This window comes from Shinella zoogloeoides, assembly GCF_022682305.1.
GTDB lineage: Bacteria > Pseudomonadota > Alphaproteobacteria > Rhizobiales > Rhizobiaceae > Shinella > Shinella zoogloeoides_B.
In genome coordinates, this window is record NZ_CP093528.1 from 3407501 (window position 1) to 3434087 (window position 26587).

Consider the following 26587-nt stretch of genomic DNA (forward strand, 5'->3'; position numbering starts at 1 on the left):
ACAATCACCAGAGCGCCATCGCCAAGGGCATCAAGCCGGGCGTGAAGGTTCGCCAGGGTCAGGTGATCGGCTTCGTCGGCACGACCGGCCTGTCAACCGGCCCGCACCTTCACTACGAGCTGATCGTCAACGGCAACAAGGTGGACGCACTGAAAATCCGCCTGCCGGGCGGTAAATCGCTGGAGGGCAAGGCCCTCGCGCAGTTCGAGGTGGAGCGCCAGCGCATCGACGACCTGCTCGGACGCGGCGACGCGACACAGGTCGCCGAAACGCACTGACAGCCGGCACTTCCGAATGCAAAAAGCGCGGGCCTCGACCCGCGCTTCTTTTTCCAGGGCAATCCCCTATCAGGCCGCCCTGTTCACCGCCGCGTTGCGCGGCGCGAAGAGCAGCCGGTCGGAACCGGCCGTGACCTTGACGGTCGATCCGTCCGGAATCTCCCCGGCAAGAATCTTCTCCGCCAGCGGGTCCTGAAGGTGCTTCTGGATCGCCCGCTTCAGGGGACGCGCACCATAGACCGGGTCGTAGCCCTTCTCGGCCAGCCAGTGCACGGCCTCCTCGTCGAGATCGAGGACGATCTTGCGATCCACCAGCAGCTTGCGCAGGCGCTCCAGCTGGATATCGACGATCGCGCCCATTTCCGACCGCCGCAGGCGATGGAACAGGATGATCTCGTCGACACGGTTCAGGAACTCCGGCCGGAACGCCATCTTGACGACATCCATCACCTGGTCGCGAACCGTATCGCTGTCCTCGTTCTCGCCGAGCGCCGTCAGGTATTCGGCGCCGAGGTTCGAGGTCATGATGATCATCGTGTTGCGGAAGTCCACGGTGCGGCCCTGGCCATCGGTCAGGCGGCCATCATCGAGGACCTGCAGCAGCACGTTGAAGACATCCGGATGCGCCTTCTCGATCTCATCGAACAGCACGACCTGATAGGGCCGGCGGCGGACGGATTCGGTAAGCGCACCGCCTTCCTCATAGCCGACATAGCCGGGAGGCGCGCCGATCAGCCGGGCAACGGAATGTTTCTCCATATATTCCGACATGTCCATGCGCTGGATCGCCGTCTCGTCGTCGAAGAGGAAGCGGGCGAGCGCCTTCGTCAGTTCCGTCTTGCCGACACCGGTGGGCCCAAGGAAGATGAACGAGCCGATCGGCCGGTTCGGATCCTGCAGGCCGGCGCGGGCGCGGCGGACGGCGCGGGAGACAGCCTGGACGGCATCGCCCTGACCGACGACCCACCTGCCGAGTTCGTCTTCCATGCGCAGCAGCTTGTCGCGCTCGCCTTCCAGCATCTTGTCCACGGGAATGCCCGTCCAGCGGGAGACCACATGGGCGATGTTGTCGGGGGTCACGACCTCCTGCACCATCGGATCGATGTCGCTCGCATCACGGCCTTCGGCTTCCTCAAGCTCCTTTTCGAGCTTCGGAATGATGCCATAGGCAAGCTCGCCGGCGCGCTGGAACTCTCCCTTGCGCTGGGCAATGGCCAGCTCGTTGCGCAACTCGTCGAGCTGGCGCTTGAGATCGGCGGCGCGGCCGAGCTTTGACTTCTCAGCCTGCCAGCGTGCGGTGAGCGCATCGGCTTCCTCTTCCAGCGCGGCAAGGTCGATCTCGAGCTTTTCGAGACGATCCTGCGACGAACGATCGGTCTCCTTCTTCAGGGCCTCGCGCTCGATCTTGAGCTGGATGATGCGGCGGTCGAGTTCATCGAGCTCTTCCGGCTTGGAATCGACCTGCATGCGCAGCCGCGAGGCGGCTTCGTCCATCAGGTCGATGGCCTTGTCCGGCAGGAAGCGATCCGTGATGTAACGGTTGGAAAGCGTCGCGGCGGCAACGAGGGCCGAGTCGGAGATTCGGACCTTGTGGTGCTGCTCGTACTTTTCCTTGAGGCCGCGCAGGATCGAGATCGTGTCCTCGACGGTCGGCTCGTCCACCATGACAGGCTGGAACCGGCGGGCAAGGGCCGCATCCTTCTCGACATGCTTGCGGTACTCGTCGAGCGTGGTCGCGCCGACGCAGTGCAGCTCGCCGCGGGCAAGCGCGGGCTTCAGGAGGTTCGAGGCGTCCATCGCCCCATCCGCCTTGCCGGCGCCGACCAGCGTGTGCATCTCATCGATGAACAGGATGATCTCGCCGTCTTCCGCCTGCACTTCGGCAAGCACGGCCTTCAGGCGCTCCTCGAATTCACCGCGATATTTCGCACCAGCGATCAGCGCGCCCATGTCGAGCGCCATCAGCTTCTTGTCCTTCAGGCTTTCCGGCACGTCGCCATTGACGATGCGCAGCGCAAGGCCCTCGGCGATGGCGGTCTTGCCGACGCCGGGTTCACCGATGAGGACGGGGTTGTTCTTGGTGCGGCGCGACAGGACCTGGATCGTGCGGCGGATTTCATCGTCGCGGCCGATCACCGGATCGAGGCGGCCTTCGCGCGCATCGGCGGTGAGATCGCGGGCGAACTTCTTCAGCGAATCGAAGCCCTGCTCCGCGCTCGCCGTGTCGGCGGTGCGGCCCTTGCGGATGTCGTTGATGACCTGGTTGAGCGAAGTCGGCGTTACGCCGGCCTTGGCGAGGACATCGGACGTCGCGGCGGATTTCTCGATGGCAAGCGCAAGCAGCAGGCGCTCGACGGTGACGAAACTGTCGCCAGCCTTCTTGGCGGCTTCCTCCGCGGTGGAGAAGACCTTTGCAAGCGGCTGGGCGAGATAGACCTGCCCATTGCCGCCGGAAACCTTCGGCAGTTTGGCGAGGGCGGCATCGTTGGCGATCCGCGCTTCGCGCGCATTGCCGCCCGCCCGCTCGATCAGCGAGGCGGCCATGCCCTGCTCGTCATCGAGCAGCACTTTCAGAACATGCTCGGGCGCAAACTGCGGATTGCCATCGGCAAGCGCCTTGGTCTGGGCGGATTGCAGGAAGCCGCGAACGCGCTCGGAGTATTTTTCGATATTCATCATCTGCCTCCATAACTCGGCCGGCCCATCAGGCACCGGTCGACGATTCAGGATAGGGCTCCCATCAAGGCAAGCCCTCATTCGTGCGGGTGCCCGGCCATGCGACCGGCCAACCGCCTGAAGCGAATATGGTGGAGGAACTTTCGGAATTAAAGGGAGCGTGGAGCGCGCGGAAGCACATTTTTCCGAGGGCTTGCCGAAACGCAAGAACCCGGCACAAGGCCGGGTTCTTCGATATCCCAAAAGGATTTCCGCTTATTCGGAAGCGGCTTCCAGCGCCGGGGCGTCACCGCCGGACGGCTGTTCGCCATCACCCTCGGCGGCCTGGCCTTCGCCGCGACGCGGACGGCGCGGGCGGGCGGCATTGCGGCGGCGCGGCGCGCGGCCGGCGGCCGGAGCGTCCTCGTCGAGCGCCACTTCGGCCGGCGTGCCTTCAATCACCGGCTGCGGGCCGGAACCGTCGACAACGGGCTGCTCGACGGCAGCGGCAGCAGGTGCCGGCTCGTCGAGGGCGGTCGAATCGATTTCGTCCTGATCGCGGTCGTAGCCGTCGCGATCGTTGAAATCGCTGCGCTCGCCATTGTCGGAACGGTCGTCACGCGGGAAGCGCTCCTGCATCTGCGCCTGGGCGGCGGCAATGATGCGGTTGTAGTGCTCGGCATGCTGCAGATAGTTTTCCGCCATGACCCGGTCGCCGGCGCTCTGGGCGTCGCGGGCAAGCGCGGAATATTTCTCGGCGATGTGCTGGGCCGTGCCCCTGATCTTCACGTCCGGACCCGAGCTGTCGTAGGTCCGCGTCAGGGGATTGCCACCCTTACGGTGGTTGTTGTGGTTGTTATTATTGTTGTTGTTATTGTTATTACGCCCGCGGCCGCGCTTGTTTTGCTGTCCTGGCCTCATATGTCACTCACCTAACGTATCGTGTCTTGATGATTCATGTGTCTGCAGGCTTGATCGGGACACGCCAGATCAAGCATCCTTACCTGCGGGCAAACCACGCCGGTCGGTGGTCCTGTCGCCGTAAGACGTCAAATTAACAGGTACCCGCACAGGGCAGTCTTCAACCCTAGCAACTCTTCGAGAGAGCAATCCTCGCGATCGGGTCATGCGGGAGCGAATCCCTTTCGCATGACCTCTTGCCCAGTGCGTGGCCGCAAACTATCCCGCTTCCCTCACAATTCCAAGCCTTTTCTTTGCGGTTGCGTAATTTGCTGCGGCCATGCAGCAAATCCTACGCAGACGCTTCCCTGGAAAACACGAGGACGCGGTCGTTGCCACCGAGGTCCTGCGCCGCCTCTATGCGTGCAAAACCGTTTTTGCGCATGATCGCGGTAACGGTCTCCTTCTGGTCATAGCCGATCTCGTAGGCCACCAGGCCGTTTTCCCGAAGGTGATCGCTCGCCCCGGCCGCGATGGCCCGATAGGCATCCAGCCCGTCTTCTCCACCATCCAGTGCCAGGATCGGGTCGTAGAGCCGGACGTCCTCGTCCAGCGTTCCGACCACGGAGCGGACGATATAGGGCGGATTTGACACGATGATGTCGAATACGCCGGCCACGGCTGCAAACCAGTCGCTCTCGACCGTCTCGAAGCGGTCGGCGACCCCATTGATGTCGGCATTGCGCCGAGCCGTTTCAAGGGCGCCTGCCGAATAGTCGGCGCCCACGCCTGTCGCGCCGGGCACGAGGTCGAGCAAGGCGAGGCAGATCGCCCCGGTTCCCGTGCCGAGATCGAGGATGCGGCAGCCGCCGCCCGCAACCATCCGCTGCGCGTAAGGCACGAGCGTATCGACGAGGATTTCGGTATCCGGCCGAGGCTCCAGCGTCTCGGGCGAGAGCATGAGATCGAGCCGCGAAAAGGCCCGATGGCCAAGGATGCGATGCACCGGCTCACGCGCCGCGCGGCGCGTCAGCGCATCGTCGATCAGCGCTTGTTCGGACGGGTCGAGCGGACGTCCGCCATCGATGACGAAAGCGGTTGACGAGAGCTTCAGAAGACCGGCGATCAACAGCCGCGCATCCTGCGCGGCATCCGCGATACCCGCCTCGGAGAGCCGGCGCCGCGCGGCCGCCAATGCCCCGGCGAGCGTCGCGCCGCTCATCGGCCCTGTTCGCCGAGCTGCGCCAACTGGCCGGCCTGATAATCCGCCACCAGCGCATCGACCACTTCGTCGATTTCGCCGATCATCATCCGGTCGAGCTTGTAGAGCGTCAGGTTGATCCGGTGATCGGTGACGCGGCCCTGCGGGAAATTGTAGGTGCGGATACGTTCCGAACGGTCGCCCGAGCCGACCTGGCTCTTGCGGTCCGCCGAGCGCTCGCTGTCGGCGCGCTGGCGTTCCATGTCGTAGAGCCGCGAGCGCAGGATCTGCATGGCCTTGGCGCGGTTCTGATGCTGCGACTTTTCCGAGCTGGTGACGACAAGACCGGTCGGCAGGTGCGTGATGCGCACGGCCGAGTCCGTCGTGTTCACGTGCTGGCCGCCCGCGCCGGAGGAGCGCATCGTGTCGATGCGGATATCCTCGGCCCGGACCTCGATATCGATTTCCTCGGCTTCCGGCAGCACGGCCACCGTCGCGGCGGAGGTGTGGATGCGTCCACTCGCTTCCGTTTCCGGTACGCGCTGGACGCGGTGCACACCCGATTCGAACTTCAGCTTGGCGAAGACGCCGCGACCGGTGATCGTCGCGATGATTTCCTTGAAACCACCGGCCTCGCCTTCGCTGGAGGAGATGACCTCCACCTTCCAGCCATGCGCCGCTGCATAACGCTCATACATGCGGAAGAGATCGCCCGCGAACAGCGCCGCCTCGGAGCCGCCCGTGCCGGCACGGATTTCGAGGATCGCGCTCTTCTCGTCGGCGGCATCCTTGGGGAGAAGCAGAATCTGCATCTCCTTCTCGAGGCCTTCGAGGCGCTCCTTCAAATCGGGCAGTTCCATTTCCGCAAGGTCGCGCATCTCGCGGTCGGTCGCCTTGTCGGCAAGCAGCGTTTCAAGATCGCCGATCTCTCCGTTGACCTTCTCGTATTCGCGCACCTTGGCAACGACGGGCTGAAGCTCGGAATATTCCGAAGCAAGGCGCACATAGGTCTCCGAATCCGGCCCCGCAGACATGCGCGCCTCGATCTCGCCGAAACGGCGTTCGAGTTCGCGCATCTTTTCAACGGGAAGCTTCGCCACCGTTCAACTCCAGTCAGGTCTTTAAAGCGGGATGCCGTTCTCGGCCGCAAAGTCAGTGAGAATCCGGCGGATGGAAACCGTCGGCCGCAAATCGTCGAGCGCCGGCATCAGCAGCGATTCCAGCTTGCCGGCATCGAGCGAGAGCAGCATGGACTTCACCGGCCCGATCGCCGCCGGCGACATGGAGACGGAGCGGAAACCGATGCCGAGAAGCGCCATGGCGGAAATCGGCTTGCTCGCCATCTCGCCGCAGAGCGTCACCGACGTGTCGTTGCGCTCGCCGGCCCGCACGATATCGCGCAGGATGCGCAGGAACGGCCGGCCGAGCGTGTCGAAACGGTCGGAAACGCGGGCATTGCCGCGGTCGACGGCCATGGCGAACTGGAAGAGATCGTTCGAGCCGACCGAGACGAAATCGACCTCGGCCATCAGCTCGTCGAGCTGCCAGAGCAGCGCCGGTACTTCCAGCATGGCGCCGAACTGCAGTTTCTTCGGCAACTGTTCGCCGAGCTTCGACTGGCGCTGGATTTCCTTCTGGAGAAGATCGCGGACCTCCTTCAGCTCGGAAACCTCGGTCACCATCGGCAGCATCAGCCGAAGATCGTTGCCGGCCGCAGCACGCAGCATGGCGCGAAGCTGGGTGCGCAGGAGGCCCGGCCGGTCGAGCGACAGGCGGATGGCGCGCCAGCCGAGCGCCGGATTCTCTTCCTCCGCCGCCCGGAAATAGGGCACCACCTTGTCGCCGCCGATATCGAGCGTGCGGAAGGTCACCGGACGCCCGCCCGCATGCTTCAGCACGTTGCGATAGAAGGCTTCCTGTTCCTCCGCCTTCGGCATGGTCGAGGCGATCATGAACTGGAGTTCGGTGCGGAAAAGGCCGATGCCCGAGGCGCCGGATTCGTTGAGATGCGGCAGGTCGACCAGAAGGCCGGCATTCATCTGCAGATTGATCGCGCGGCCGTCCTTCGTCACCGGATCGACCGCCCTGAGCGCCCGGTACTGTTCCTGCCGGCGGGCGCGGAACCGCACCTTTTCCTCGTAGGAGCGCTGCAGATCGGGCAGCGGTCGCAGATGCACCCGCCCGTCGTCCCCGTCGATGATGATGGAATCACCGTTTTCCGCCAGCGCCACCGCGCCGGCCGCCTGGCCGACCACCGGAATGCCCATGGCCCGCGCGACGATCACTACATGGCTCGTCACCGCACCCTCTTCCAGCACGAGGCCGCGCACGTTCTCGCGCGGATAATCGAGCAGTTCCGCCGCGCCCATGGCGCGCGCGACGACGATGGCGTCGTTCGGGAAACTGCTGGCCGAAAGCTTCGCGCCATAGCCGGTGAGCTGACGCAGCAGGCGGTTCGCCAGATCGTCGAAATCGTGCATGCGCTCGCGCAGGTACGGATCCGTCAGGCGGATCATGCGCGCCTTGGTCTCGCTCTGCACCCGCTCAACCGCCGCTTCCGCCGTCAGGCCGTTGCGGATCGCCTCTTCGAGCTTCCTCACCCAGCCACGGTCGTGCGCGAACATGCGGTAGGTTTCCAGCACCTCGCGGTGCTCGCCCTCCATCGACACCTCACGGCGCGACAGCATGTCGTCGATGGAAATGCGCAAGGAACCCAAAGCCTCGGCCAGCCGGCCAAGCTCATGCTCGGAATCCTCGTTGAGCAGATTCGTGACGACGATGCGCGGCTCGTGCAGCACGACATAGCCAAGGCCGATGCCTTCGCCGAAGCTCGACCCCTCGATAGCGACGGGGCGGGAAAGATCCAGTTCGAGGCCGGGCTTGGTGAGCTTCTTCAGCTCGCCCGTCGCCACCATCTCGGCGATCACCATCGCCGTCGTCTCGAGCGCCTCGACCTCATCCTCGCGATAGGTGCGGCTCGCCCGGTTCTGTACGACGAGAACGCCGAGCGCCCGGCCGGTGCGCAGGATCGGCACGCCGAGGAAGGAGTGATAGATTTCCTCACCCGTCTCAGGGAGATAGGTGAAGGCGGGATGCGACTGGGCGTCGGAAAGGTTCAGCGGCCGCGCGGAGGCGGCGATGGTGCCGACGAGGCCCTGCCCCATCTTGAGCTGGGCAAGGTGGACGGCGCCGGGATTGAGGCCTTCGGTCGCATAGAGCTCGAGGATGCCGTCCGAGCGGAGCACATAGACGGAACACACTTCCGCGACCATGTTCTGCGCGATCTGGCGCACGATCTGGTCCAGGCGCTCCTGCGGCTCGAGCGGCTCCGCCATCAACTCGCGCAGCCGCTTGAGAAGAACGCGCGGACCCGCGGAGAGGTCTCTCATCGCGTGGCGTCTCCCGAAAATGACGTTACCCCACCGGCGCGGATAGCGCCGGAGATCACAGGATCGGCGCCGACTCGGCCGGTCCTTACTTCTTATCGAGACCGTAGACGGAATGCAAAGTCCGAACGGCGAGTTCCGCATAGGGGCCGTCGATCAGGATGGAGATCTTGATCTCGGAGGTGGTGATGGCCTTGATGTTGATGCCCTTCTCGGCAAGCGCGCGGAAGGCCGAGGCGGCGACGCCCGCATGGCTGCGCATGCCGATGCCAATGACCGAGACCTTCACGAGGCCGGTCTCGTGCTGGATCACGTCGAAGCCGACCTGCTCCTTGGCGCCGTCGAGAACCTTGATCGCCTTCTCCATGTCGCCCGAAGGGATGGTGAAGGTCATGTCGGTCTTCGAGCCGTCCTCGGAAATGTTCTGGACGATCATGTCGACATTGATATGGGCCTCGGCCAGCGGGCCGAAGATCGCGGCCGAAACGCCCGGCCGGTCGGCGACGCGGCGGAGCGAGATCTGCGCTTCATCCTTGGCATAGGCGATGCCGGTTACGACTTCCTGTTCCACGATCTCATCCTCATCACAAATCAGCGTACCGGGCGGGTTCAGAAGATCGCCCATGCCCGGCGCATCGGGATCCTCGAAAGAGGAGCGAACGAAGGTGCGTACCTTGTGCACCATGGCAAGCTCGACCGAGCGCACCTGGAGAACCTTCGCGCCGAGGGACGCCATTTCGAGCATTTCCTCGAAGGCGATCTTCTTCAGGCGGCGGGCCTTCGGCTCGATGCGCGGGTCGGTCGTGTAGACGCCGTCGACGTCGGTATAGATGTCGCAGCGGTCCGCCTTGACGGCGGCGGCGATGGCGACGGCGGATGTGTCCGAGCCGCCGCGGCCGAGCGTGGCGACGCGGTTGTCCGGGCCGAGACCCTGGAAGCCGGCGACGACGGCGACCTGGCCCTCGCCCATGCGGCGGACCATTTCCGCGCCGTCGATGTCGAGGATGCGGGCCGCGCCATGCGCGTTGTCGGTGCGGATCGGGATCTGCCAGCCCTGCCAGGAGCGGGCGTTGACGCCCATCGACTGGAGCGCGATGGCAAGCAGGCCGGCGGTGACGAGTTCGCCCGAGGCGACGATGGCGTCATATTCGCGCGCATCGTAGAAGGGCGAGCTTGCGCCCGTCACCTTCGGCATGTTCTGCACCCAGGCGACCAGTTCGTTCGTCTTGCCGGACATGGCCGAGACGACGACGGCGACCTCGTGGCCGGCATCGACCTCGCGTTTCACATGACGGGCGACATTGTGGATACGGTCGAGGTCAGCGACGGACGTTCCGCCGAATTTCATCACGATGCGTGCCATGTCTGTGTACCGCTATTTTCGATATTCGCGCGAGCGCGCGGGAGAAACCGCGGGGTCTCTTAGCGGAAGACCCCGCGCTGCGCAATGCATGGCTTTCCGAAAGTGTACCAATCGGTACGGTTCACCGGACGAAAAGACCCGCGCGCCTTTCGGCACGCGGGCCAGAGGGATCGGATATCGATGGGCCGCGGGCGAGAAATCCGCCTGCGGCCTTGCCGATTACTTCTGCCAGCTCTTGACGAGTTCGTCGTAGTTGACGGTCTGCGGCTTTTCCTTCTCGTTCTCGATCTTGAGCTGCGGAGCGAGGTTACCCTTCGCGACCGCATCCTTGTTCCAGAACTCGATGTCGTGCTCCTCGGCAAGCTTCGGGCCGATATCGCCCTGAACGCCGGCGCGTTCCAGGCGCTCCAGCACCTTCTCCTGCTCGGCGCACAGCGAGTCCATGGCTTCCTGCGACGTCTTGGCGCCGGAAGAGGCATCGCCGATCGCCTGCCACCAGAGCTGGGCCAGCTTCGGATAGTCCGGGATGTTCGTGCCGGTCGGCGACCACTGCAGGCGGGCCGGCGAACGGTAGAACTCGATCAGGCCGCCAAGCTTCGGCGCACGGTCCGTGAAGGACTTGTGGTCGAGCGTGGACTGACGGATGAAGGTGAGGCCGACATGGCTCTTCTTCACATCGACGGTCTTGGAGGTCACGAACTGCGCATAGAGCCAGGCGGCCTTGGCGCGGTCGTCCGGGGTGGACTTCATGAGCGTCCAGGAACCGGCGTCCTGATAGCCGAGCTTCATGCCGTCCTTCCAGTAGACGCCATGCGGCGAGGGAGCGAAGCGCCACTTCGGCGTGCCATCCTCATTGACGACCGGCAGGCCGGGCTTCACGAAGTCGGCGGTGAACGCCGTGTAGGTGAAGATCTGCTGCGCGATCTCGCCCTGCGCGGGAACCGGACCGGCTTCCGAGAAGGTCATGCCGCCGGCGGCTGCCGGTGCGTAGGCCTTCATCCAGTCGAGGTACTTCTGGATCGAGTAGACGGCAGCCGGGCCGTTGGTGTCACCACCGCGGGCGACGCACGAGCCGACCGGACGAGACTTCTCATCGACCTTGATGCCCCATTCGTCGACCGGCAGGCCGTTCGGGATGCCGCGGTCGCCGTTGCCGGCCATCGAGAGCCAGGCGTCGGTGAAGCGCCAGCCGAGCGACGGGTCCTTCTTGCCGTAGTCCATGTGACCATAGACCTTCTTGCCGTCGATCTCGCGGCCGGTGAAGAACTCGGCGATATCCTCGTAAGCGGACCAGTTGACCGGAACGCCGAGGTCGTAGCCATACTTCGCCTTGAAGTCGGCCTTGTTCTTCTCGTCGTTGAACCAGTCGTAGCGGAACCAGTAGAGGTTCGCGAACTGCTGGTCGGGAAGCTGGTAGAGCTTGCCGTCCGGCGCGGTCGTGAAGGACTTGCCGATGAAGTCGTCGATGTCGAGGTTCGGGTTGGTGACGTCCTTGCCTTCATTGGCCATGAAGTCGCTCAGCGGACGGGCCTGGTTGTAGCGCCAGTGGGTGCCGATCAGGTCCGAGTCGTTGATGTAGCCGTCATAGATGTTCTCGCCCGACTGCATCTGCGTCTGGAGCTTTTCGACGACGTCGCCTTCGCCGATCAGGTCGTGCGTGATCTTGATGCCGGTGATCGCGGTGAAGGCCGGCGCAAGGACCTTCGATTCGTATTCATGCGTGGTGATCGTTTCCGATACGACCTTGATCTCCATGCCGGCGAACGGCTTGGCCGCATCGACGAACCACTGCATTTCCTTTTCCTGGCTGGCGCGGTCCAGCGAGGACAGGTCGCCGATCTCCGTATCCAGGAATTTCTTGGCGGCATCCATGTCCGCGAATGCGGAACCGGTGAACGCCAGCAGCATGACTGCCGTCGTCGTCAGAAGTTGCTTTCGCATTTTAGTCCTCCCTTGGGGTTTGCGATTGCAAGTGCGAAGGCCCCTATTGTCTCCCCGGGGCCTCCATTTCCTTTGCCTTACACGAAGCGGAAGACGCCGATGGCGTAGACCACGGATAAGGCAAGAGCCCACCACAGGTTGGGGCCGACAAGCCCCAGCCATGCGAGATGAATGAACGCCGAGCCGAGCAGCGACACGAAGAGCCGGTCGCCGCGGGTCGTCTCGAAGCGCAGGATGCCGACGCGCGGGGAACCGCCCGGCCGGGCATATTCCCAGACCGCCATCAGCGCGATCAGAAGGAAGATCGTCAGGAAGAACATGGCCGTCGGGAACGACCAGGCCATCCAGCCGCCCGGAATGAGCGAGGCGAACCAATCGCGCGCGCCATCCTTAACGGGAAGCGCCATGACGAGCAGCCCGGCGACGACGGCATAGATGACGAGCACGGCGGCGAGCGCGACCGGCCAGCGGTTGTTGCGGTTGGCGACGGTAGCCATCAGACCCTCCCCAGGGCAAAGCCCTTGGCGATGTAGTTACGGACGAAGTAGATCACGAGCGCGCCGGGAATGATGGTCAGCACGCCGGCGGCGGCGAGCACGCCCCAGTCCATGCCGGAAGCCGAGACCGTACGCGTCATCGTGGCGGCGATCGGCTTGGCGTCCGTCGTCGTCAGCGTGCGGGCGATCAGCAGCTCGACCCATGAGAACATGAAGCAGAAGAAGGCGGCGACACCGATGCCGGAGGCGATCAGCGGCACGAAGATCTTCGCAAAAAACTTCGGGAACGAGTAGCCGTCGATATAGGCGGTCTCGTCGATCTCCTTCGGCACGCCCGACATGAAGCCCTCGAGGATCCAGACGGCGAGCGGCACGTTGAACAGGCAGTGCGCGATGGCGACGGCGATGTGCGTGTCGATCAGGCCGAAGGCCGAATAGAGCTGGAAGAAGGGCAGCGCGAAGACGGCCGGCGGCGCCATGCGGTTGGTCAGCAGCCAGAAGAACAGGTGCTTGTCGCCAAGGAAGCGGTAGCGCGAGAAGGCGTAGGCCGCCGGCAGCGCCACGGAAATCGAGATGGCCGTGTTCAGCACCACGTAGATGATCGAGTTGATATAGCCCGAATACCAGGCCGGATCGGTGAAGATCACGGCATAGTTGCGAAGCGTCGGCTGCTGCGGCCAAAGCGAGAAGACGCCGGTGATCTCCTGGTTCGTCTTGAAGCTCATGTTGACGAGCCAGTAGATCGGCAGCATCAGGAAGATGATGTAGAGCGTCGGCACGATCCAGGAGAGGTCGCGCTTGCCGGCCGCCTTGGCGGCGTTGGTGGCGAGGCCCGTCGGAAGCGTGGTTGCGGTGGTTGCCTGTGAGGTCATGGTCTCCTCCCTCACGCCTGTTCGTCGCTGCTGGTCATGACCGTGTAGAATATCCACGACAGCAGCAGGATGATCAGGAAGTAGATGATGGACATGGCCGCGGCCGGGCCAAGGTCGAACTGGCCGATCGCCATCTTGACGAGGTCGATCGAAAGGAACGTGGTCGAGTTGCCCGGGCCACCACCGGTGACGACGAAGGGTTCGGTATAGATCATGAAGCTGTCCATGAAACGCAGCAGGAAGGCGATGAGCAGGACGCGCTTCATCTTCGGCAGCTGGATGTAGCGGAACACGGCCCAGCGCGAGGCGCCGTCGATCTTGGCGGCCTGGTAATAGGCCTCCGGGATCGAGACGAGGCCGGCATAGCACAGGAGCACAACGAGGCTCGTCCAGTGCCAGACGTCCATGACGATCAGCGTCACCCAGGCGTCGAAGACATTGTTGACATAGTTGTAATTGATACCGAGCGCATCGAGCGTGCGGCCGAGCAGGCCGATGTCGACGCGGCCGAAGACCTGCCAGATCGTGCCGACGACGTTCCACGGAATGAGCAAGGGCAGCGCCATCAGCACGAGGCAGACCGGCACGCCGAGGCCCTTTTTCGGCATGTTGAGCGCGATCAGGATGCCGAGCGGAATCTGGATCGCGAGGATGATGCCCGAGAAGAGCAGGTTGCGCCCGAGCGCCTGCCAGAAGCGGTCGGATTCAAGGACGTCCGAGAACCAGCCGACGCCGTTCCAGAAGAACTGGTTGTTGCCGAACGTGTCCTGCACCGAATAGTTCACCACGGTCATCAGCGGGATCACCGCCGAGAAGGCGACGAGCAGCAGGACGGGCAGGACCATGAACCAGGCCTTGTTGTTCCAGGTCTTGTTCATCGTCAGCCCTCCCTGCCGACACGCCAGCTATCGGCGTAGATGTTGATGGCGGCGGCATCGAAGGTCACGCGCGGATCGGCGGGAATCTCGCCGTCCTCGGGCACGACGATGGCAATCGGCTTGCCGGCGAATTCCGCGCGCACGATCTTCTGGCGGCCGATATCCTCGATCTTGCTGATCGAGACCGGCATGCCATCGCGCGACAGCGAGATGAATTCCGGGCGGATACCGAGTTCCGTCTTCGCGCCGGCGGCGATTTCCGGTCTGTAACCGAGGTCGAGCGTTTCTTCCCCAACCTTGATGCTGCTGCCATCTATCGATGCCGGCAGCACGTTCATGCCCGGCGAGCCGATGAAGTAGCCGACGAAGGTGTGGCGCGGCTTCTCGAAAAGCTCGGCCGGCGTGCCGATCTGCACGATCTGGCCGTCATACATGACGACGACCTTGTCGGCGAAGGTCAGGGCCTCGGTCTGGTCGTGCGTGACATAGACCATGGTGAAGCCGAACTGGCGGTGCAGCTTCTTGAGCTGCGAGCGCAGCACCCATTTCATGTGCGGGTCGATGACGGTCAGCGGCTCGTCGAAGAGGATGGCGTTGACGTCATTGCGCACGAGGCCGCGGCCGAGCGAGATCTTCTGCTTCTGGTCGGCGGTCAAGCCCCGCGCCGTCTTCTTCGCCCAGCCGGCAAGGTCGATCATTTCCAGGATCTCTCGCACGCGGCGGTCGACTTCCGGCTCGGCCACGCCGCGATTGCGCAGCGGGAAGGCGAGATTGTCGTAGACCGTCATCGTGTCGTAGATGACCGGGAACTGGAAGACCTGCGCGATGTTGCGCTCCTGCGTCGACAGGTAGGTGACGTCCTTCCCGTCGAACAGGATGCGGCCTTCGGACGGCTGCAGCAGGCCCGAGATGATGTTGAGCAGCGTGGTCTTGCCGCAGCCCGAGGGGCCGAGCAGCGCATAGGCGCCGCCGTCGTTCCACTCGTGATGGACTTCCTTCAGCGCATAATCGGCTTCCGACTTCGGCTTCTCGCCGTAGGCGTGGCGGATATGATCGAGATTGATGCGTGCCATGGTCCCCTCCTCAGGCCGCCGCGGCCGCGGGTTCCGCGATCGCCTTGCCGTCCGTGCCGAAGGCCATCAGGTGGCGCGTGTCGACATGGACGGTGATGACCGCGTCCGGCTCGATGTCGTGGATACCGGGCGAGAGCATGACCCAGCGGCTGCCCTCGAATTCGATATGGATGAAGCTTTCCGAGCCCGCGATCTCCGAGATCGCGGTGCGCGCCTGAAGACTGGCCGAGGCCGGCGTCTGGCTCGTCAGCGACAGATGATGCGGATGGAAGGCGATGGTGCACGGGCCGTCCGGCACGCCGGCAAGATGCGCCGGCACCGGCAGCACCGGCTTGCCGCCGATCTCGAACTGCCCGCCTCTCCGCACGACCTCGACCGTGTTCAACGGCGGATCGGCGAAGGTGCGCGCGGTCAGAAGATCGATCGGGCGGCGATAGACGTCGATGGTGCGGCCGAACTGCGTGATGCGGCCCTGCGAGAGCGCTGCCGTGTTGCCACCGAGCAGCAGGGCCTCGGACGGCTCGGTCGTCGCATAGACGAAGATCGCGCCGGAGGCGGCGAAGATCTTCGGCAGTTCGAGGCGCAACTCCTCGCGCAGCTTGTAGTCGAGATTGGCGAGCGGTTCGTCGAGCAGCACGAGGCTGGCATTCTTGACGATGGCGCGGGCGAGCGCCGTGCGCTGCTGCTGGCCGCCGGAAAGATTGAGCGGCGTGCGGTCGAGATAGGGCGTCAGCTTCAGGAGATCGGCCGCCTTGCGCACTTCGCGGTCGATGGTCGCGCTGTCCGCGCCCTTGATGCGCATCGGCGAGGCGATATTCTCGTAGACCGTCAGGGCCGGATAGTTGATGAACTGCTGATAGACCATGGCAACGCCGCGATCCTGTACGCGCACGCCCGTCACGTCCTTGCCGTCGAACCAGACGGAACCGGATGTCGGCTTGTCGAGGCCCGCCATCAGCCGCATCAGCGAGGTCTTGCCCGAAAGCGTCGGGCCGAGCAGCACGTTGAGCGAGCCGCGCTCAAGCACGAGACTGGTCGGGTGGATATGCGTTTCCGCCCCCGCCACCTTCTCGATGTTTCTAAGTTCAAGCATTCCTATCTCCGTCGTTCCTCCCAGCCACCGGATCAGGGTGTGCTAGTGGGGCGCCGCCCTTGCGGCCGCCATGTAGTCTTCCAGCGCGGCCGCTTCCGCGCCCGTCAGGTGCAATCCTCGTTTGGTCCGCCGCCACAGCACGTCTTCGGCGTGCCGGGCCCATTCTTCCTTCATCAGCCAGCGCACTTCGCGCTCGTAGAGATCGCTGCCGAAATGCCGGCCGAGATCGTCGGACGACGTCGCGCCCTCCAGCATGGCCGTCGCCCGCGTGCCGTAGAGCCGCACGAGCCGGCGCGCATGGGCAGGCACAAGGAAGGCAAAGCGCGCGGAAAGCGCCTTCACCTCCGCATCGAACCCGTCCACCTTGAAGTCGCCGCCCGGCAGGCGGGAATTCGCGGTCCAGCGGTCGCCCTTCGCGCCGATGGATTCGCCGATCTTCTCCAGCGCCGATTCCGCCAGACGCCGGTAGGTGGTGAGCTTGCCGCCGAAAATGTTGAGCAGCGGGGCCTGGCCGTCGCCGCCCTCGACCTTCAGCACGTAATCGCGCGTCGCTTCCTGCGCCTTGCTGGCGCCGTCATCGAAGAGCGGACGCACGCCGGAATAGGTCCAGACGATATCGTCCCGCTTCACCGGCTCGGCGAAATATTCGCTGGCCGAGGCGCAGAGATAATCGATCTCCGCCTCGCTGATACGCACGTCGCGGGGATCGCCCTGATAGTCCCGGTCGGTCGTGCCGATCAGCGTGAACTCTTCCTGGTAAGGAATGGCGAACATGATACGCCCGTCCGGGTTCTGGAAGAAGTAGGCGCGCGGATCGGAAAATTTCCTCTTCACGACGATATGGCTGCCCTGCACGAGGCGGACATTGTGCACGTCGTTGCGGCCGAAGGCGGCGGAAAGGACCTTGTCCACCCAGGGGCCGGCGGCGTTGACCAGCATACGGGCGCGCACCGTCTCGCGCGCGCCGGTCTCGACGTTCTCCGTCTCGACGTTCCAGTGGCCGTTCTCGCGGCGCGCGGCGACAACCTTGGTGGCGGTGCGGATATCCGCACCGCGGTCGGCCGCATCGCGGGCGTTGAGCACGACGAGGCGGGCATCGTCCACCCAGCCGTCGGAATATTCGAAAGCCTTGCGGAAGAGCTTCTTCAGCGGCCCGCCGGCCGGGTCCTTCGCAAGATCGAGCGTCGCGGTCGCCGGCAGCAGCTTGCGGCCGCCGATATAGTCGTAAAGAAAGAGACCGAGGCGGATGAGCCAGGCCGGGCGCAGGCCGCCCTTCTGGAACGGCAGCACGAAGCGCATCGGCCAGATGACATGCGGCGCCATGGCCCAGAGCACTTCGCGCTCCATCAGCGCCTCGCGCACGAGGCGGAATTCGTAATGCTCCAGATAGCGCAGGCCGCCATGGATGAGCTTGGTGGAGGCGGAGGACGTACCGGACGCGAAATCCTTCATCTCGGCCAGCATCACGGAATAGCCGCGACCGGCGGCGTCGCGCGCGATGCCGCAGCCGTTGATGCCGCCACCGATGACGAAGATATCGCGGGTCCCGTTGCCGTCCAATTTCCCCTCCCATTTCGCATTGCACAATTTCGTGCCTTTGCGAAAGCAGACGGAGTTAAAACGAAAACATTTCGAATGTCAAACGAATGCAAGAAGAAATAGCATCTCCCTGTATCAGCCCTATGACGCCGTCTCCACGAGGCGCACGTCATGTTCCTGGCAAATGGCGCGAATGCCCTCGAAAGGACAGCTATCCGTGATGAAGGTATGGACCTGCGAAAGGTGGCCGATCCTGACCGGCGCGGTCCTTTCGAATTTCGTCGAATCCGAAACCAGGATGACGTGCCGCGCATTGGCGATGATCGCCTGCGCCACCTTCACCTCGCGATAATCGAAGTCGAGCAGCGCGCCGTCCTCGTCGATGGCCGAAACGCCGATCACGGCGTAGTCCACCTTGAATTGCCGGATGAAATCGACCGCCGCTTCCCCGACGATGCCGCCATCCGCACCGCGCACCACGCCGCCGGCAATCACCACCTCGATGGAGGGATAGATGCGCAAGCGATTGGCGACATTGATGTTATTGGTGATGACCATAAGCTCCCTATGGTCAAGCAGCGCCTCACCGACGGCCTCGGTCGTTGTGCCGATATTGATGAAAAGCGAGGAATTGTCGGGGATCATGGCCGCCGCCGCGCGGCCGATCGCCTGCTTTTCCGGCGCGGCGATGGAGCGGCGCGCCTCGTATTTCACATTCTCGTTGCCGCTCGGGAACAGCGCTCCGCCATGGATGCGCGTCAACACCTTGTTGTCGCAGAGATCGTTGAGGTCCTTGCGGATGGTCTGCGGCGTCACGGAGAAGCGCGCGGCGAGGTCCTCCACGAGCACGCGGCCCTCGGCTTTTGCGAGATCCACGATCTCCGCCTGTCGGCCCGTCAGAAACATGTACTCCTCCTCTGCTTTCGTTTTCTTTCATCATATGCAAAAACGAAAGCACATCAATTCATCCATCCTGCCTTCTTGGAGAGTGCCCCGCTTTTTGTGATACTGGGCCACGGCAGGACACCGGGAGGACAAACCATGTTTCATCCAGCCTTGTTCAAGGGCGCCAATGTCGTTGTGACCGGCGCGGGGCGCGGCATCGGGCTGGAGATCGCCCGGCAGTTCCTCGATTGCGGCGCGCATGTGCTGCTGCACGGCGGCCGGTCGGCGGCTGGCCCGCTGCCCGATTTCCTCGAAAATGCCGTCGCGGATGCCCGCGCGCATGTCGTCTACTCGGACTTCCTCGAGGAAGGCGGCATCGGCGCGCTGCTGCAGCGGGTGGACAGCCTCTTCCCGCATGTCGATGTGCTGATCAACAATGCCGGCACCATGATCGGCCGCTTCCCGGCGGCCGACCTCACCGACGAGGAATACGAGACCATCGTGCGCCTCAACCAGACCTCGGTCGTCGAGGTGACGCGCGGACTGTTGCGCGCGCTGCGCCGTGCACCGCATGCCGCCATCGTCAACACCGTCTCGATCTCGGCGCTGACCGGCGGCAGCCCCGGCTCGGCGATCTATTCGGCCACCAAGGCCTTCGTCTCCACCTATTCCAAGGGCCTCGCCCGCGAACTCGCGCCGGACGGCATCCGCGTCAACTGCGTCTCGCCGGGTACCATCACCACCGATTTCCATTCGCGCTACTCGACCGCCGAGAAGCTGGAGGCGACGCGCAAGACCATTCCGCTGCAGCGCCTCGGCACCGCGGAGGACTGCGCTCCCGCCTACCTCTTCCTCGCCTCCCACGTTCTCTCCGGCTACATCACCGGCCAGGTGCTGGAGGTGAACGGCGGCCAGCTCATCTGCTGACCGCCCATCCGCTTCAAGCGTTGACGTCGACGACGACGCGTCCCTTGACCTTGCCGTCGAGAATGAGGTTCGCCAGTTCCGGCAGGTCGGAAAGCCGATGCTCGACCACCATCGCCTCCAGCTTGTCCATCGGCAGGTCCGAGGCGATACGGTTCCAGGCGTCGACGCGTTGGTCATAGGGCCGCATGACGGAATCGATGCCGAGCAGGCTGACCCCGCGCAGCAGGAACGGGATGACCGTGAAGGACGGCACCACCGCCCCCGCCGCAAGCCCCACCGAGGCGACCGCGCCATCGTATTTCATCTGCTTGAGCACGCGCGCCAGCATGTCGCCGCCCACCGCATCGACGGCACCGGCCCAGCGCTCGGATTCGAGCGGCCGACTGTTCGCCTCCGCAAGCTCCGCACGGTCGATGATCGTCTCCGCGCCGAGGCCCTTCAGATAATCCGCCGTCTCCGGCCGCCCCGTCACCGCCGCGACGGAGTAGCCGAGCCGCGCCAGCAGCGCGACGGCAACCGAACCGACGCCGCCGGCCGCCCCCGTCACCAGCGCCTCGCCCTTCAGCGGAGAAAGCCCCGCCTTTTCCAGTGCGATGACGGAGAGCATCGAGGTCAGGCCCGCCGTGCCGATCGCCATGGCTTGCCGGGTCGAGATCGTCTCCGGCAGCGGCACCAGCCAGTCGGCCTTCACCTTCGCGCGCGTCGCAAAGCCGCCCCACCAGATCTCGCCGACGCGCCAGCCGGTCAGCACCACGCGGTCGCCGGGCCGGTAGCGCGGATCTTCGGACGCCTCGACCGTGCCGGAAAAATCAACACCCGGCACATGCGGGAAGCTGCGCACCAGCCCGCCCTTGCCGTTGATGCACAGCCCGTCCTTGTAGTTGAGCGTCGAATATTCGACCGCGACGGTAACGTCCCCGTCGGGCAGACGCGAATCCTCCAGCTCCCGGATCGCAGCCGAAACCGCGCCGTCCGCTCCCTTTTCGACCAGCAATGCCTGAAACGTCATGGCGTCCTCCTCGTGATCCCTGATGCGACAGATATAGGGCGCGGGGCATTGGTGCCGCCACTGTTCTTTTGTATCAAGAGCATGGAGGCGCCCGCATGATCGACAAGCTGGAATATTTCATTGCCCTTGCCCGCGAAAGGCACTTCGCCCGGGCAGCGGAGGAACTCGGCATCTCGCAGCCGACACTGTCGGCGGCGATCCGCCAGCTCGAAGACCAGCTCGGCGTGATGCTGGTCGTGCGCGGCTCGCGCTTCCAGGGCCTGACGCCGGAGGGCCAGCGCGTGCTGGAATGGGCGCGGCGCATCGTCGGCGACACCCGCACCATGCGCGAGGAGATGCGCGCCGCGCGCAAGGGCCTGTCCGGCCATATCCGCCTCGCCGCCATCCCGACGACGCTCGCCATGGTGCCGCGCATTACCGCACCCTTTCAGGAAAAGCACCCGGATGTCACCTTCTCCATCGTCTCCACCACCTCGATCAAGATCCTCGGCCTTCTGGAAAACCTCGAGATCGACGCCGGCCTCACCTATCTGGAGAACGAACCTCTGGGGCGCGTGACGAGCGTGCCGCTGCTGCACGAGCACTATTGCCTCATCACCGCCAAGGGCGGCCCCTTCTCGGATCGCGAAAGCGTGACCTGGCAGGAGGCCGGCAGCATTAGGCTTTGCCTATTGACCGCCGATATGCAGAACCGCCGCATCATCAACCGCCATTTCACCGATGCCGGCATCACCATACAGCCCTCCCTCGAATCCAACTCGATGATCGTGCTTCTCTCCCATGTGCGCACGGGGCGCTGGAGCAGCATCATGCCGCGCAATGTCGCGCGATCCTTCGGTTTTCATGAGGAATTGAGTATAGTTTCCCTCGTCGAGCCGAACCCCGAGCATACGGTCGGCCTCGTCGCCACCCATCGCGAACCCTTCACGCCGCTCGTCTCCGCCCTGCTGCATGAAGCCCGCATCCTGGCCGAGGCTGGGATGGATTGATAGAAATTTCCTATTGCCTGACGAGACAGCTTTATTGACCCGTCGTCTCCCACCTGAGAAGCTGCTAGAATGGTGGCGGAAATCGAAAAGGCTCGATCTTCGCCGAGGAATTTCAATCGCATCGGCGCGCCGGACCTCTCGATCTTCCTGCGGTTCATATGCGTCGGTCGGGAGGTTGACCCATGAACGTGCACGTCGCCGGCAGCGATGTCGAAACGAGAACGCTGGCCATCGTCGGCGAACTGAAGGGGCTTGAAGGGCCGCTTCTTCCCATCCTGCACGAAATCCAGGCCGAGTTCGGCTATGTGCCGCAGGAGAGCCTTCCGGTCATCGCGCGCGAACTGAATCTTTCGCGCGCCGAGGTGCACGGCGTCGTCACCTTCTATCACGACTATCGCGACCACCCCACCGGCCGGCATGTATTGAAACTCTGTCGCGCCGAGGCCTGCCAGTCGATGGGCGGGGACGCGGTCGCCGAGCGCATCAAGGCGCTGCTCGGCATCGATTTCCATCAGACGACCACGGACGGCGCGGTGACGCTCGAACCCGTCTACTGTCTCGGCCTCTGTTCCTGCGCACCCGCCGCCATGCTCGACGGCGAGGTGCACGGACGGATCGACGCCGGGCTTGCGCAGGAACTCATCGCGGAGGCACGCCGATGACCGCACGCATCTACATCCCCCGCGATGCCGCCGCCCTCGCGCTGGGCGCAGACCGTGTCGCCAAGGCGCTTGCCCGCGAAGTCGAGGCCCGTGGGCTCGACGCGGCCATCGTGCGCAACGGCTCGCGCGGCATGCACTGGCTGGAGCCGCTGGTCGAGGTCGAGACCGCCGAAGGCCGCATCGCCTACGGCCCGGTGAAGCCCACCGATATTGCCAGCCTCATCGACGCCGGCCTTGTGACGGGCGGCAATCATCCGCTCTGTCTCGGCAGGACGGAAGACATCCCCTTCCTCAAGAACCAGACCCGCCTCACCTTCGCCCGCTGCGGCGTCATCGATCCGGTCTCGCTGGACGATTACAAGGCCCATGGTGGCCTGAAGGGCCTTCAGACGGCCACCGCCATGGCCCCGGCGGATGTTGTCAAGCAGGTCACCGACAGCGGGCTTCGCGGTCGCGGCGGCGCGGGCTTCCCGACGGGCATCAAGTGGAAGACGGTGCTCGACGCGCCCGGCCCGCAGAAATACATCGTCTGCAATGCCGACGAGGGCGACAGCGGCACCTTCGCCGACCGCATGATCATGGAGGGTGATCCCTTCGTGCTGATCGAGGGCATGGCGATTGCGGGTCTCGCGACGGGCGCGACCAAGGGCTACGTCTACACCCGCTCGGAATATCCGCATGCCATCGCCGTCATGAGCGAGGCCGTCGCGGTCGCGCGCGCCGCCGGCGTGCTCGGCCCGTCCGTGCTCGGTTCCGGCAAGGCCTTCGACATGGAGATCCGCACCGGCGCGGGCGCCTATGTCTGCGGCGAGGAAACGGCCCTGCTCAACAGCCTCGAAGGCAAGCGCGGCGTGGTGCGCGCCAAGCCCCCGCTGCCGGCCCTGCAAGGCTTCCTCGGCCGCCCGACGGTCGTCAACAACGTGATTTCGCTCGCCTCCGTGCCGATCATCATGGACAAGGGCGCGGACTATTACCGCGACTTCGGCATGGGCCGCTCGCGCGGCACGATCCCGATCCAGATCGCCGGCAACGTGAAGCACGGCGGCCTCTACGAGACCGCCTTCGGCCTGACGCTCGGCGAGATCGTCGACGAGATCGGCGGCGGCACCGCTTCCGGCCGCCCGGTCCGCGCCGTGCAGGTCGGCGGCCCGCTCGGGGCTTACTTCCCGCGCGCGCTGTTCGACACGCCCTTCGACTACGAGGCCTTCGCGGCCAGGGACGGCCTCATCGGCCATGCCGGCATCACCGTCTTCGACGATACGGTCGACATGCTGAAACAGGCGCGCTTCGCCATGGAATTCTGTGCCGTCGAAAGCTGCGGCAAGTGCACGCCCTGCCGCATCGGCTCGACGCGCGGCGTCGAAACCGCCGACAACATCGCGCGCGGCATCGAGCCGGAGAAGAACCGCGAGCTTCTGACCGACCTCTGCAACACGATGAAGTTCGGCTCGCTCTGCGCACTGGGCGGCTTCACGCCCTACCCGGTCATGAGCGCCATGACCCATTTTCCCGAAGACTTTTCGCCGGCGCCCGTCGCCGAAGCTGCGGAGTGATCCCATGCCCCTCGTTCCTGAAATCGACTTCGGCACCCCCGCCTCCCGCTCGGAAAAAATGGTAACGCTCACCATCGACGGCAACGAAATCTCCGTTCCCGAAGGCACCTCCATCATGCGCGCCTCGATGGAGGCCGGCATCCAGGTGCCGAAGCTCTGCGCCACCGACATGGTCGACGCCTTCGGCTCCTGCCGCCTCTGTCTCGTGGAGATCGAGGGCCGCAACGGCACGCCCGCCTCCTGCACCACGCCCGTCGCGCCCGGCCTCGTCGTCCATACCCAGACGAGCCGCCTCAAGCAGATTCGCAAGGGCGTGATGGAACTCTACATCTCCGACCACCCGCTCGACTGCCTGACCTGCGCGGCGAACGGCGACTGCGAATTGCAGGACATGGCCGGCGCCGTGGGCCTGCGCGACGTGCGCTACGGCTATGAGGGCGACAACCACGTCAAGGCGCGCAACAACGGCGAGGCCAACGCCCGCTGGATGCCGAAGGACGAATCGAACCCCTATTTCACCTACGATCCGTCCAAGTGCATCGTCTGCTCGCGCTGCGTGCGCGCCTGCGAGGAAGTGCAGGGCACCTTCGCCCTGACCATCGAGGGCCGCGGCTTCGACAGCCGTGTCTCGCCCGGCATGCACGAAGACTTCCTCTCATCCGAATGCGTCTCCTGCGGCGCCTGCGTGCAGGCCTGCCCGACCGCGACGCTGACGGAAAAGTCTGTCATCGAGATCGGCCAGCCGGAACATTCCGTCGTCACCACCTGCGCCTATTGCGGCGTCGGCTGCTCCTTCAAGGCGGAAATGCGCGGCGAGGAACTGGTGCGCATGGTGCCGTGGAAGGACGGGGAGGCCAACCGCGGCCATTCCTGCGTCAAGGGTCGCTTCGCCTATGGCTACTCGACCCACCGTGAACGCATCCTCAATCCCATGATCCGCGAGAAGATCTCCGATCCGTGGCGGGAAGTGACCTGGGAAGAAGCCTATGCCCATGTGGCGTCCGAATTCCGCCGCATCCAGTACCAGTACGGCCGCGATTCCGTCGGCGGCATCACCTCCTCGCGCTGCACGAACGAGGAGACCTATCTCGTCCAGAAGCTCATCCGCGCCGGCTTCGGCAACAACAATGTCGATACCTGCGCGCGCGTGTGCCATTCGCCGACCGGCTACGGCCTCGGCCAGGCCTTCGGCACTTCCGCCGGCACGCAGAATTTCGACAGCGTCGAGTTCACCGATGTCGTGGTCATCATCGGCGCCAACCCGACCGACGCCCACCCGGTCTTCGGCTCGCGCCTCAAGAAGCGCCTGCGCCAGGGCGCCAAGCTCATCGTCATCGATCCGCGCCGTATCGACCTCGTCTCCTCGCCGCACATCAAGGCGTCCTATCACCTGCCGCTGAGACCCGGCACCAACGTCGCCGTCGTCACCGCGCTCGCCCATGTCATCGTGACGGAGGGCCTCTTCGACGAGAAATTCATCCGCGAGCGCTGCGACTGGTCGGAATTTGAGGACTGGGCCGCCTTCGTCGCCGAACCGCGCCACAGCCCGGAAGAGACCGAGGCGCTGACCGGTGTGCCGGCCGCGGCGCTGCGCGGCGCGGCCCGCCTCTTCGCCACCGGCGGCAACGGCTCGATCTATTACGGCCTCGGCGTCACCGAGCACAGCCAGGGCTCGACCACCGTCATGGCCATCGCCAACCTCGCCATGGCGACCGGCAATATCGGCCGCGAGGGCGTCGGCGTGAACCCGCTGCGCGGCCAGAACAACGTGCAGGGCTCCTGCGATATGGGTTCCTTCCCGCACGAGCTGCCGGGCTATCGCCATATCTCGGACGACGCCACCCGCGACGTCTTCGAGAAGATGTGGGGCGTGAAGCTCAACAACGAGCCGGGTCTGCGCATCAACAACATGCTGGACGCCGCCGTGGAAGGCACGTTCATGGGCCTCTACATCCAGGGCGAGGACATCCTCCAGTCCGACCCGGATACGAAGCACGTCTCCGCCGGCCTTGCCGCCATGGAATGCGTCGTCGTTCAGGACCTCTTCTTGAACGAGACGGCGAACTACGCCCATGTCTTCCTGCCCGGCTCGACCTTCCTTGAGAAGGACGGCACCTTCACCAATGCCGAGCGCCGCATCAACCGCGTGCGCCGGGTCATGACGCCGAAGAACGGCTATGCCGACTGGGAGGTCACGCAGAACCTCGCCAAGGCGATGGGCCTTGCCTGGAACTATACCCACCCGTCCGAGATCATGGACGAGATCGCCGCGACGACGCCGAGCTTCGCCCTCGTCTCCTACGATTATCTCGACAAGATCGGCTCGGTTCAGTGGCCCTGCAACGAGAAGCACCCGCTCGGCTCGCCGATCATGCACACGGACGGTTTCGTGCGCGGCAAGGGCAAGTTCATCCGCACGGAATATGTCGCGACCGACGAGAAGACCGGCCCTCGCTTCCCGCTGCTGCTCACCACCGGCCGCATCCTCAGCCAGTACAATGTCGGCGCCCAGACCCGCCGTACCGACAATGTCGTCTGGCACGAGGAGGACCGCCTGGAAATCCACCCGCACGATGCCGACAATCGCGGCATCCGCGACGGCGACTGGGTGCGCCTGACGAGCCGCGCCGGCGAGACGACGCTGCGCGCCCTCGTCACCGATCGCGTTGCCACGGGCGTGGTCTACACGACCTTCCACCACCCGATGACGCAGGCAAACGTCATCACCACGGACTTCTCCGACTGGGCGACGAACTGCCCGGAATACAAGGTAACCGCCGTGCAGATTTCTCCTTCCAACGGCCCGTCCGACTGGCAGGTGGAATATGACGAGCTGTCGAAGCGGTCGCGCCGCATCGCCGGCAAGCTGGAGGCGGCGGAGTAGGA

The 26587-nt window shown here is 64.5% G+C and carries 21 protein-coding genes (1 of these 21 only partly in view); 6 read left to right on the forward strand and 15 right to left on the reverse strand.

Annotated features, from left to right (window positions below):
• Positions 1 to 278: the final stretch of a M23 family metallopeptidase gene (locus MOE34_RS16960; RefSeq protein WP_242218650.1), read on the forward strand. Its footprint begins 1675 nt before the window's first position; the window shows 278 of its 1953 coding nt (coding positions 1676-1953); its start codon lies beyond the left edge, outside the window; its stop codon occupies positions 276 to 278.
• Positions 279 to 347: 69 nt separating this feature from the next.
• Here MOE34_RS16960 and clpB read toward each other — a convergent pair whose 3' ends face one another.
• The 14 genes from clpB to MOE34_RS17030 form a co-directional block, all read right to left on the reverse strand.
• On the reverse strand, positions 348 to 2954 hold the full coding sequence (clpB, locus tag MOE34_RS16965) for an ATP-dependent chaperone ClpB (RefSeq protein WP_242224107.1): 2607 nt from the start codon (positions 2952 to 2954) through the stop codon (positions 348 to 350).
• A gap of 255 nt (positions 2955 to 3209) precedes the next feature.
• Positions 3210 to 3854, reverse strand: a complete 645-nt coding sequence (locus MOE34_RS16970) for a DUF4167 domain-containing protein (protein ID WP_242218651.1) — start codon at positions 3852 to 3854, stop codon at positions 3210 to 3212.
• 331 nt (positions 3855 to 4185) lie between these two features.
• Positions 4186 to 5055, reverse strand: coding sequence for a peptide chain release factor N(5)-glutamine methyltransferase (gene prmC / locus MOE34_RS16975; RefSeq protein ID WP_242218653.1), 870 nt, complete (start codon positions 5053 to 5055; stop codon positions 4186 to 4188).
• Positions 5052 to 6134, reverse strand: coding sequence for a peptide chain release factor 1 (prfA, locus tag MOE34_RS16980; RefSeq protein WP_242218655.1), 1083 nt, complete (start codon positions 6132 to 6134; stop codon positions 5052 to 5054). Before prfA ends, prmC begins: the two co-directional genes overlap by 4 nt.
• 21 nt (positions 6135 to 6155) lie before the next feature.
• Entirely contained in the window at positions 6156 to 8423 is a 2268-nt protein-coding gene (gene ptsP, locus MOE34_RS16985; RefSeq protein ID WP_242218657.1) for a phosphoenolpyruvate--protein phosphotransferase, read from the reverse strand.
• A gap of 85 nt (positions 8424 to 8508) precedes the next feature.
• Entirely contained in the window at positions 8509 to 9783 is a 1275-nt protein-coding gene (locus MOE34_RS16990) for an aspartate kinase (RefSeq protein WP_242218659.1), read from the reverse strand.
• Positions 9784 to 10002: 219 nt separating this feature from the next.
• Positions 10003 to 11724: an ABC transporter substrate-binding protein gene (locus MOE34_RS16995; RefSeq protein ID WP_242218661.1), complete on the reverse strand. Its 1722-nt coding sequence runs from the start codon at positions 11722 to 11724 to the stop codon at positions 10003 to 10005.
• Between the two features lie 77 nt (positions 11725 to 11801).
• Positions 11802 to 12221 (reverse strand): DUF2160 domain-containing protein, encoded by a 420-nt coding sequence (locus tag MOE34_RS17000; protein ID WP_242218663.1) that lies wholly within the window; start codon positions 12219 to 12221, stop codon positions 11802 to 11804.
• The gene (locus tag MOE34_RS17005; RefSeq protein WP_242218665.1) at positions 12221 to 13093 is read right to left on the reverse strand and encodes a carbohydrate ABC transporter permease; all 873 of its coding nucleotides are present in this window, start codon (positions 13091 to 13093) and stop codon (positions 12221 to 12223) included. The genes MOE34_RS17000 and MOE34_RS17005 overlap by 1 nt, the downstream gene beginning before the upstream one ends.
• Before the next feature lie 11 nt (positions 13094 to 13104).
• Positions 13105 to 13971, reverse strand: coding sequence for a carbohydrate ABC transporter permease (locus MOE34_RS17010; RefSeq protein WP_242218667.1), 867 nt, complete (start codon positions 13969 to 13971; stop codon positions 13105 to 13107).
• A 2-nt stretch (positions 13972 to 13973) separates the two neighbouring features.
• Positions 13974 to 15044, reverse strand: a complete 1071-nt coding sequence (locus MOE34_RS17015) for an ABC transporter ATP-binding protein (protein WP_242218669.1) — start codon at positions 15042 to 15044, stop codon at positions 13974 to 13976.
• A 10-nt stretch (positions 15045 to 15054) separates the two neighbouring features.
• The gene (locus tag MOE34_RS17020) at positions 15055 to 16137 is read right to left on the reverse strand and encodes an ABC transporter ATP-binding protein (protein ID WP_242218671.1); all 1083 of its coding nucleotides are present in this window, start codon (positions 16135 to 16137) and stop codon (positions 15055 to 15057) included.
• A gap of 42 nt (positions 16138 to 16179) precedes the next feature.
• The gene (gene glpD, locus MOE34_RS17025) at positions 16180 to 17697 is read right to left on the reverse strand and encodes a glycerol-3-phosphate dehydrogenase (protein WP_242218673.1); all 1518 of its coding nucleotides are present in this window, start codon (positions 17695 to 17697) and stop codon (positions 16180 to 16182) included.
• Positions 17698 to 17817: 120 nt separating this feature from the next.
• A complete protein-coding gene (locus tag MOE34_RS17030; RefSeq protein ID WP_242218675.1) occupies positions 17818 to 18582 on the reverse strand; it encodes a DeoR/GlpR family DNA-binding transcription regulator in 765 nt (254 codons plus the stop codon).
• A gap of 135 nt (positions 18583 to 18717) precedes the next feature.
• Here MOE34_RS17030 and MOE34_RS17035 point away from each other — a divergent pair, with 135 nt between their 5' ends.
• On the forward strand, positions 18718 to 19488 hold the full coding sequence (locus MOE34_RS17035; RefSeq protein WP_242218679.1) for an SDR family NAD(P)-dependent oxidoreductase: 771 nt from the start codon (positions 18718 to 18720) through the stop codon (positions 19486 to 19488).
• A gap of 13 nt (positions 19489 to 19501) precedes the next feature.
• On the opposite strand, the gene MOE34_RS17040 is transcribed toward MOE34_RS17035, so the two are convergent.
• Positions 19502 to 20497, reverse strand: coding sequence for an MDR family oxidoreductase (locus MOE34_RS17040; protein ID WP_242218682.1), 996 nt, complete (start codon positions 20495 to 20497; stop codon positions 19502 to 19504).
• 95 nt (positions 20498 to 20592) lie between these two features.
• On the opposite strand from MOE34_RS17040, the gene MOE34_RS17045 reads away from it, so the two are divergent.
• From MOE34_RS17045 to fdhF, 4 genes are all read left to right on the forward strand, one after another.
• Entirely contained in the window at positions 20593 to 21486 is an 894-nt protein-coding gene (locus MOE34_RS17045; RefSeq protein WP_242218684.1) for a LysR family transcriptional regulator, read from the forward strand.
• 182 nt (positions 21487 to 21668) lie between these two features.
• Positions 21669 to 22148, forward strand: a complete 480-nt coding sequence (locus MOE34_RS17050) for a formate dehydrogenase subunit gamma (RefSeq protein ID WP_242218686.1) — start codon at positions 21669 to 21671, stop codon at positions 22146 to 22148.
• Positions 22145 to 23701, forward strand: coding sequence for a formate dehydrogenase beta subunit (locus MOE34_RS17055; RefSeq protein WP_242218688.1), 1557 nt, complete (start codon positions 22145 to 22147; stop codon positions 23699 to 23701). The genes MOE34_RS17050 and MOE34_RS17055 overlap by 4 nt, the downstream gene beginning before the upstream one ends.
• Before the next feature lie 4 nt (positions 23702 to 23705).
• A complete protein-coding gene (gene fdhF / locus MOE34_RS17060) occupies positions 23706 to 26585 on the forward strand; it encodes a formate dehydrogenase subunit alpha (RefSeq protein WP_242218690.1) in 2880 nt (959 codons plus the stop codon).
• Positions 26586 to 26587 lie beyond the last annotated feature (2 nt).

Bases quoted from the DNA above. Each gene is read 5' to 3' on its own strand.
- clpB (WP_242224107.1), bottom strand. From the start codon at position 2,954: ATGAATATCGAAAAATACTCCGAGCGCGTTCGCGGCTTCCTGCAATCC.
- MOE34_RS16970 (WP_242218651.1), bottom strand. From the start codon at position 3,854: ATGAGGCCAGGACAGCAAAACAAGCGCGGCCGCGGGCGTAATAACAAT.
- prmC (WP_242218653.1), bottom strand. From the start codon at position 5,055: ATGAGCGGCGCGACGCTCGCCGGGGCATTGGCGGCCGCGCGGCGCCGG.
- ptsP (WP_242218657.1), bottom strand. From the start codon at position 8,423: ATGAGAGACCTCTCCGCGGGTCCGCGCGTTCTTCTCAAGCGGCTGCGC.
- MOE34_RS16990 (WP_242218659.1), bottom strand. From the start codon at position 9,783: ATGGCACGCATCGTGATGAAATTCGGCGGAACGTCCGTCGCTGACCTC.
- MOE34_RS16995 (WP_242218661.1), bottom strand. From the start codon at position 11,724: ATGCGAAAGCAACTTCTGACGACGACGGCAGTCATGCTGCTGGCGTTC.
- MOE34_RS17000 (WP_242218663.1), bottom strand. From the start codon at position 12,221: ATGGCTACCGTCGCCAACCGCAACAACCGCTGGCCGGTCGCGCTCGCC.
- MOE34_RS17005 (WP_242218665.1), bottom strand. From the start codon at position 13,093: ATGACCTCACAGGCAACCACCGCAACCACGCTTCCGACGGGCCTCGCC.
- MOE34_RS17010 (WP_242218667.1), bottom strand. From the start codon at position 13,971: ATGAACAAGACCTGGAACAACAAGGCCTGGTTCATGGTCCTGCCCGTC.
- MOE34_RS17015 (WP_242218669.1), bottom strand. From the start codon at position 15,044: ATGGCACGCATCAATCTCGATCATATCCGCCACGCCTACGGCGAGAAG.
- MOE34_RS17020 (WP_242218671.1), bottom strand. From the start codon at position 16,137: ATGCTTGAACTTAGAAACATCGAGAAGGTGGCGGGGGCGGAAACGCAT.
- MOE34_RS17030 (WP_242218675.1), bottom strand. From the start codon at position 18,582: ATGTTTCTGACGGGCCGACAGGCGGAGATCGTGGATCTCGCAAAAGCC.
- MOE34_RS17035 (WP_242218679.1), top strand. From the start codon at position 18,718: ATGTTTCATCCAGCCTTGTTCAAGGGCGCCAATGTCGTTGTGACCGGC.
- MOE34_RS17040 (WP_242218682.1), bottom strand. From the start codon at position 20,497: ATGACGTTTCAGGCATTGCTGGTCGAAAAGGGAGCGGACGGCGCGGTT.
- MOE34_RS17045 (WP_242218684.1), top strand. From the start codon at position 20,593: ATGATCGACAAGCTGGAATATTTCATTGCCCTTGCCCGCGAAAGGCAC.
- MOE34_RS17050 (WP_242218686.1), top strand. From the start codon at position 21,669: ATGAACGTGCACGTCGCCGGCAGCGATGTCGAAACGAGAACGCTGGCC.
- MOE34_RS17055 (WP_242218688.1), top strand. From the start codon at position 22,145: ATGACCGCACGCATCTACATCCCCCGCGATGCCGCCGCCCTCGCGCTG.
- fdhF (WP_242218690.1), top strand. From the start codon at position 23,706: ATGCCCCTCGTTCCTGAAATCGACTTCGGCACCCCCGCCTCCCGCTCG.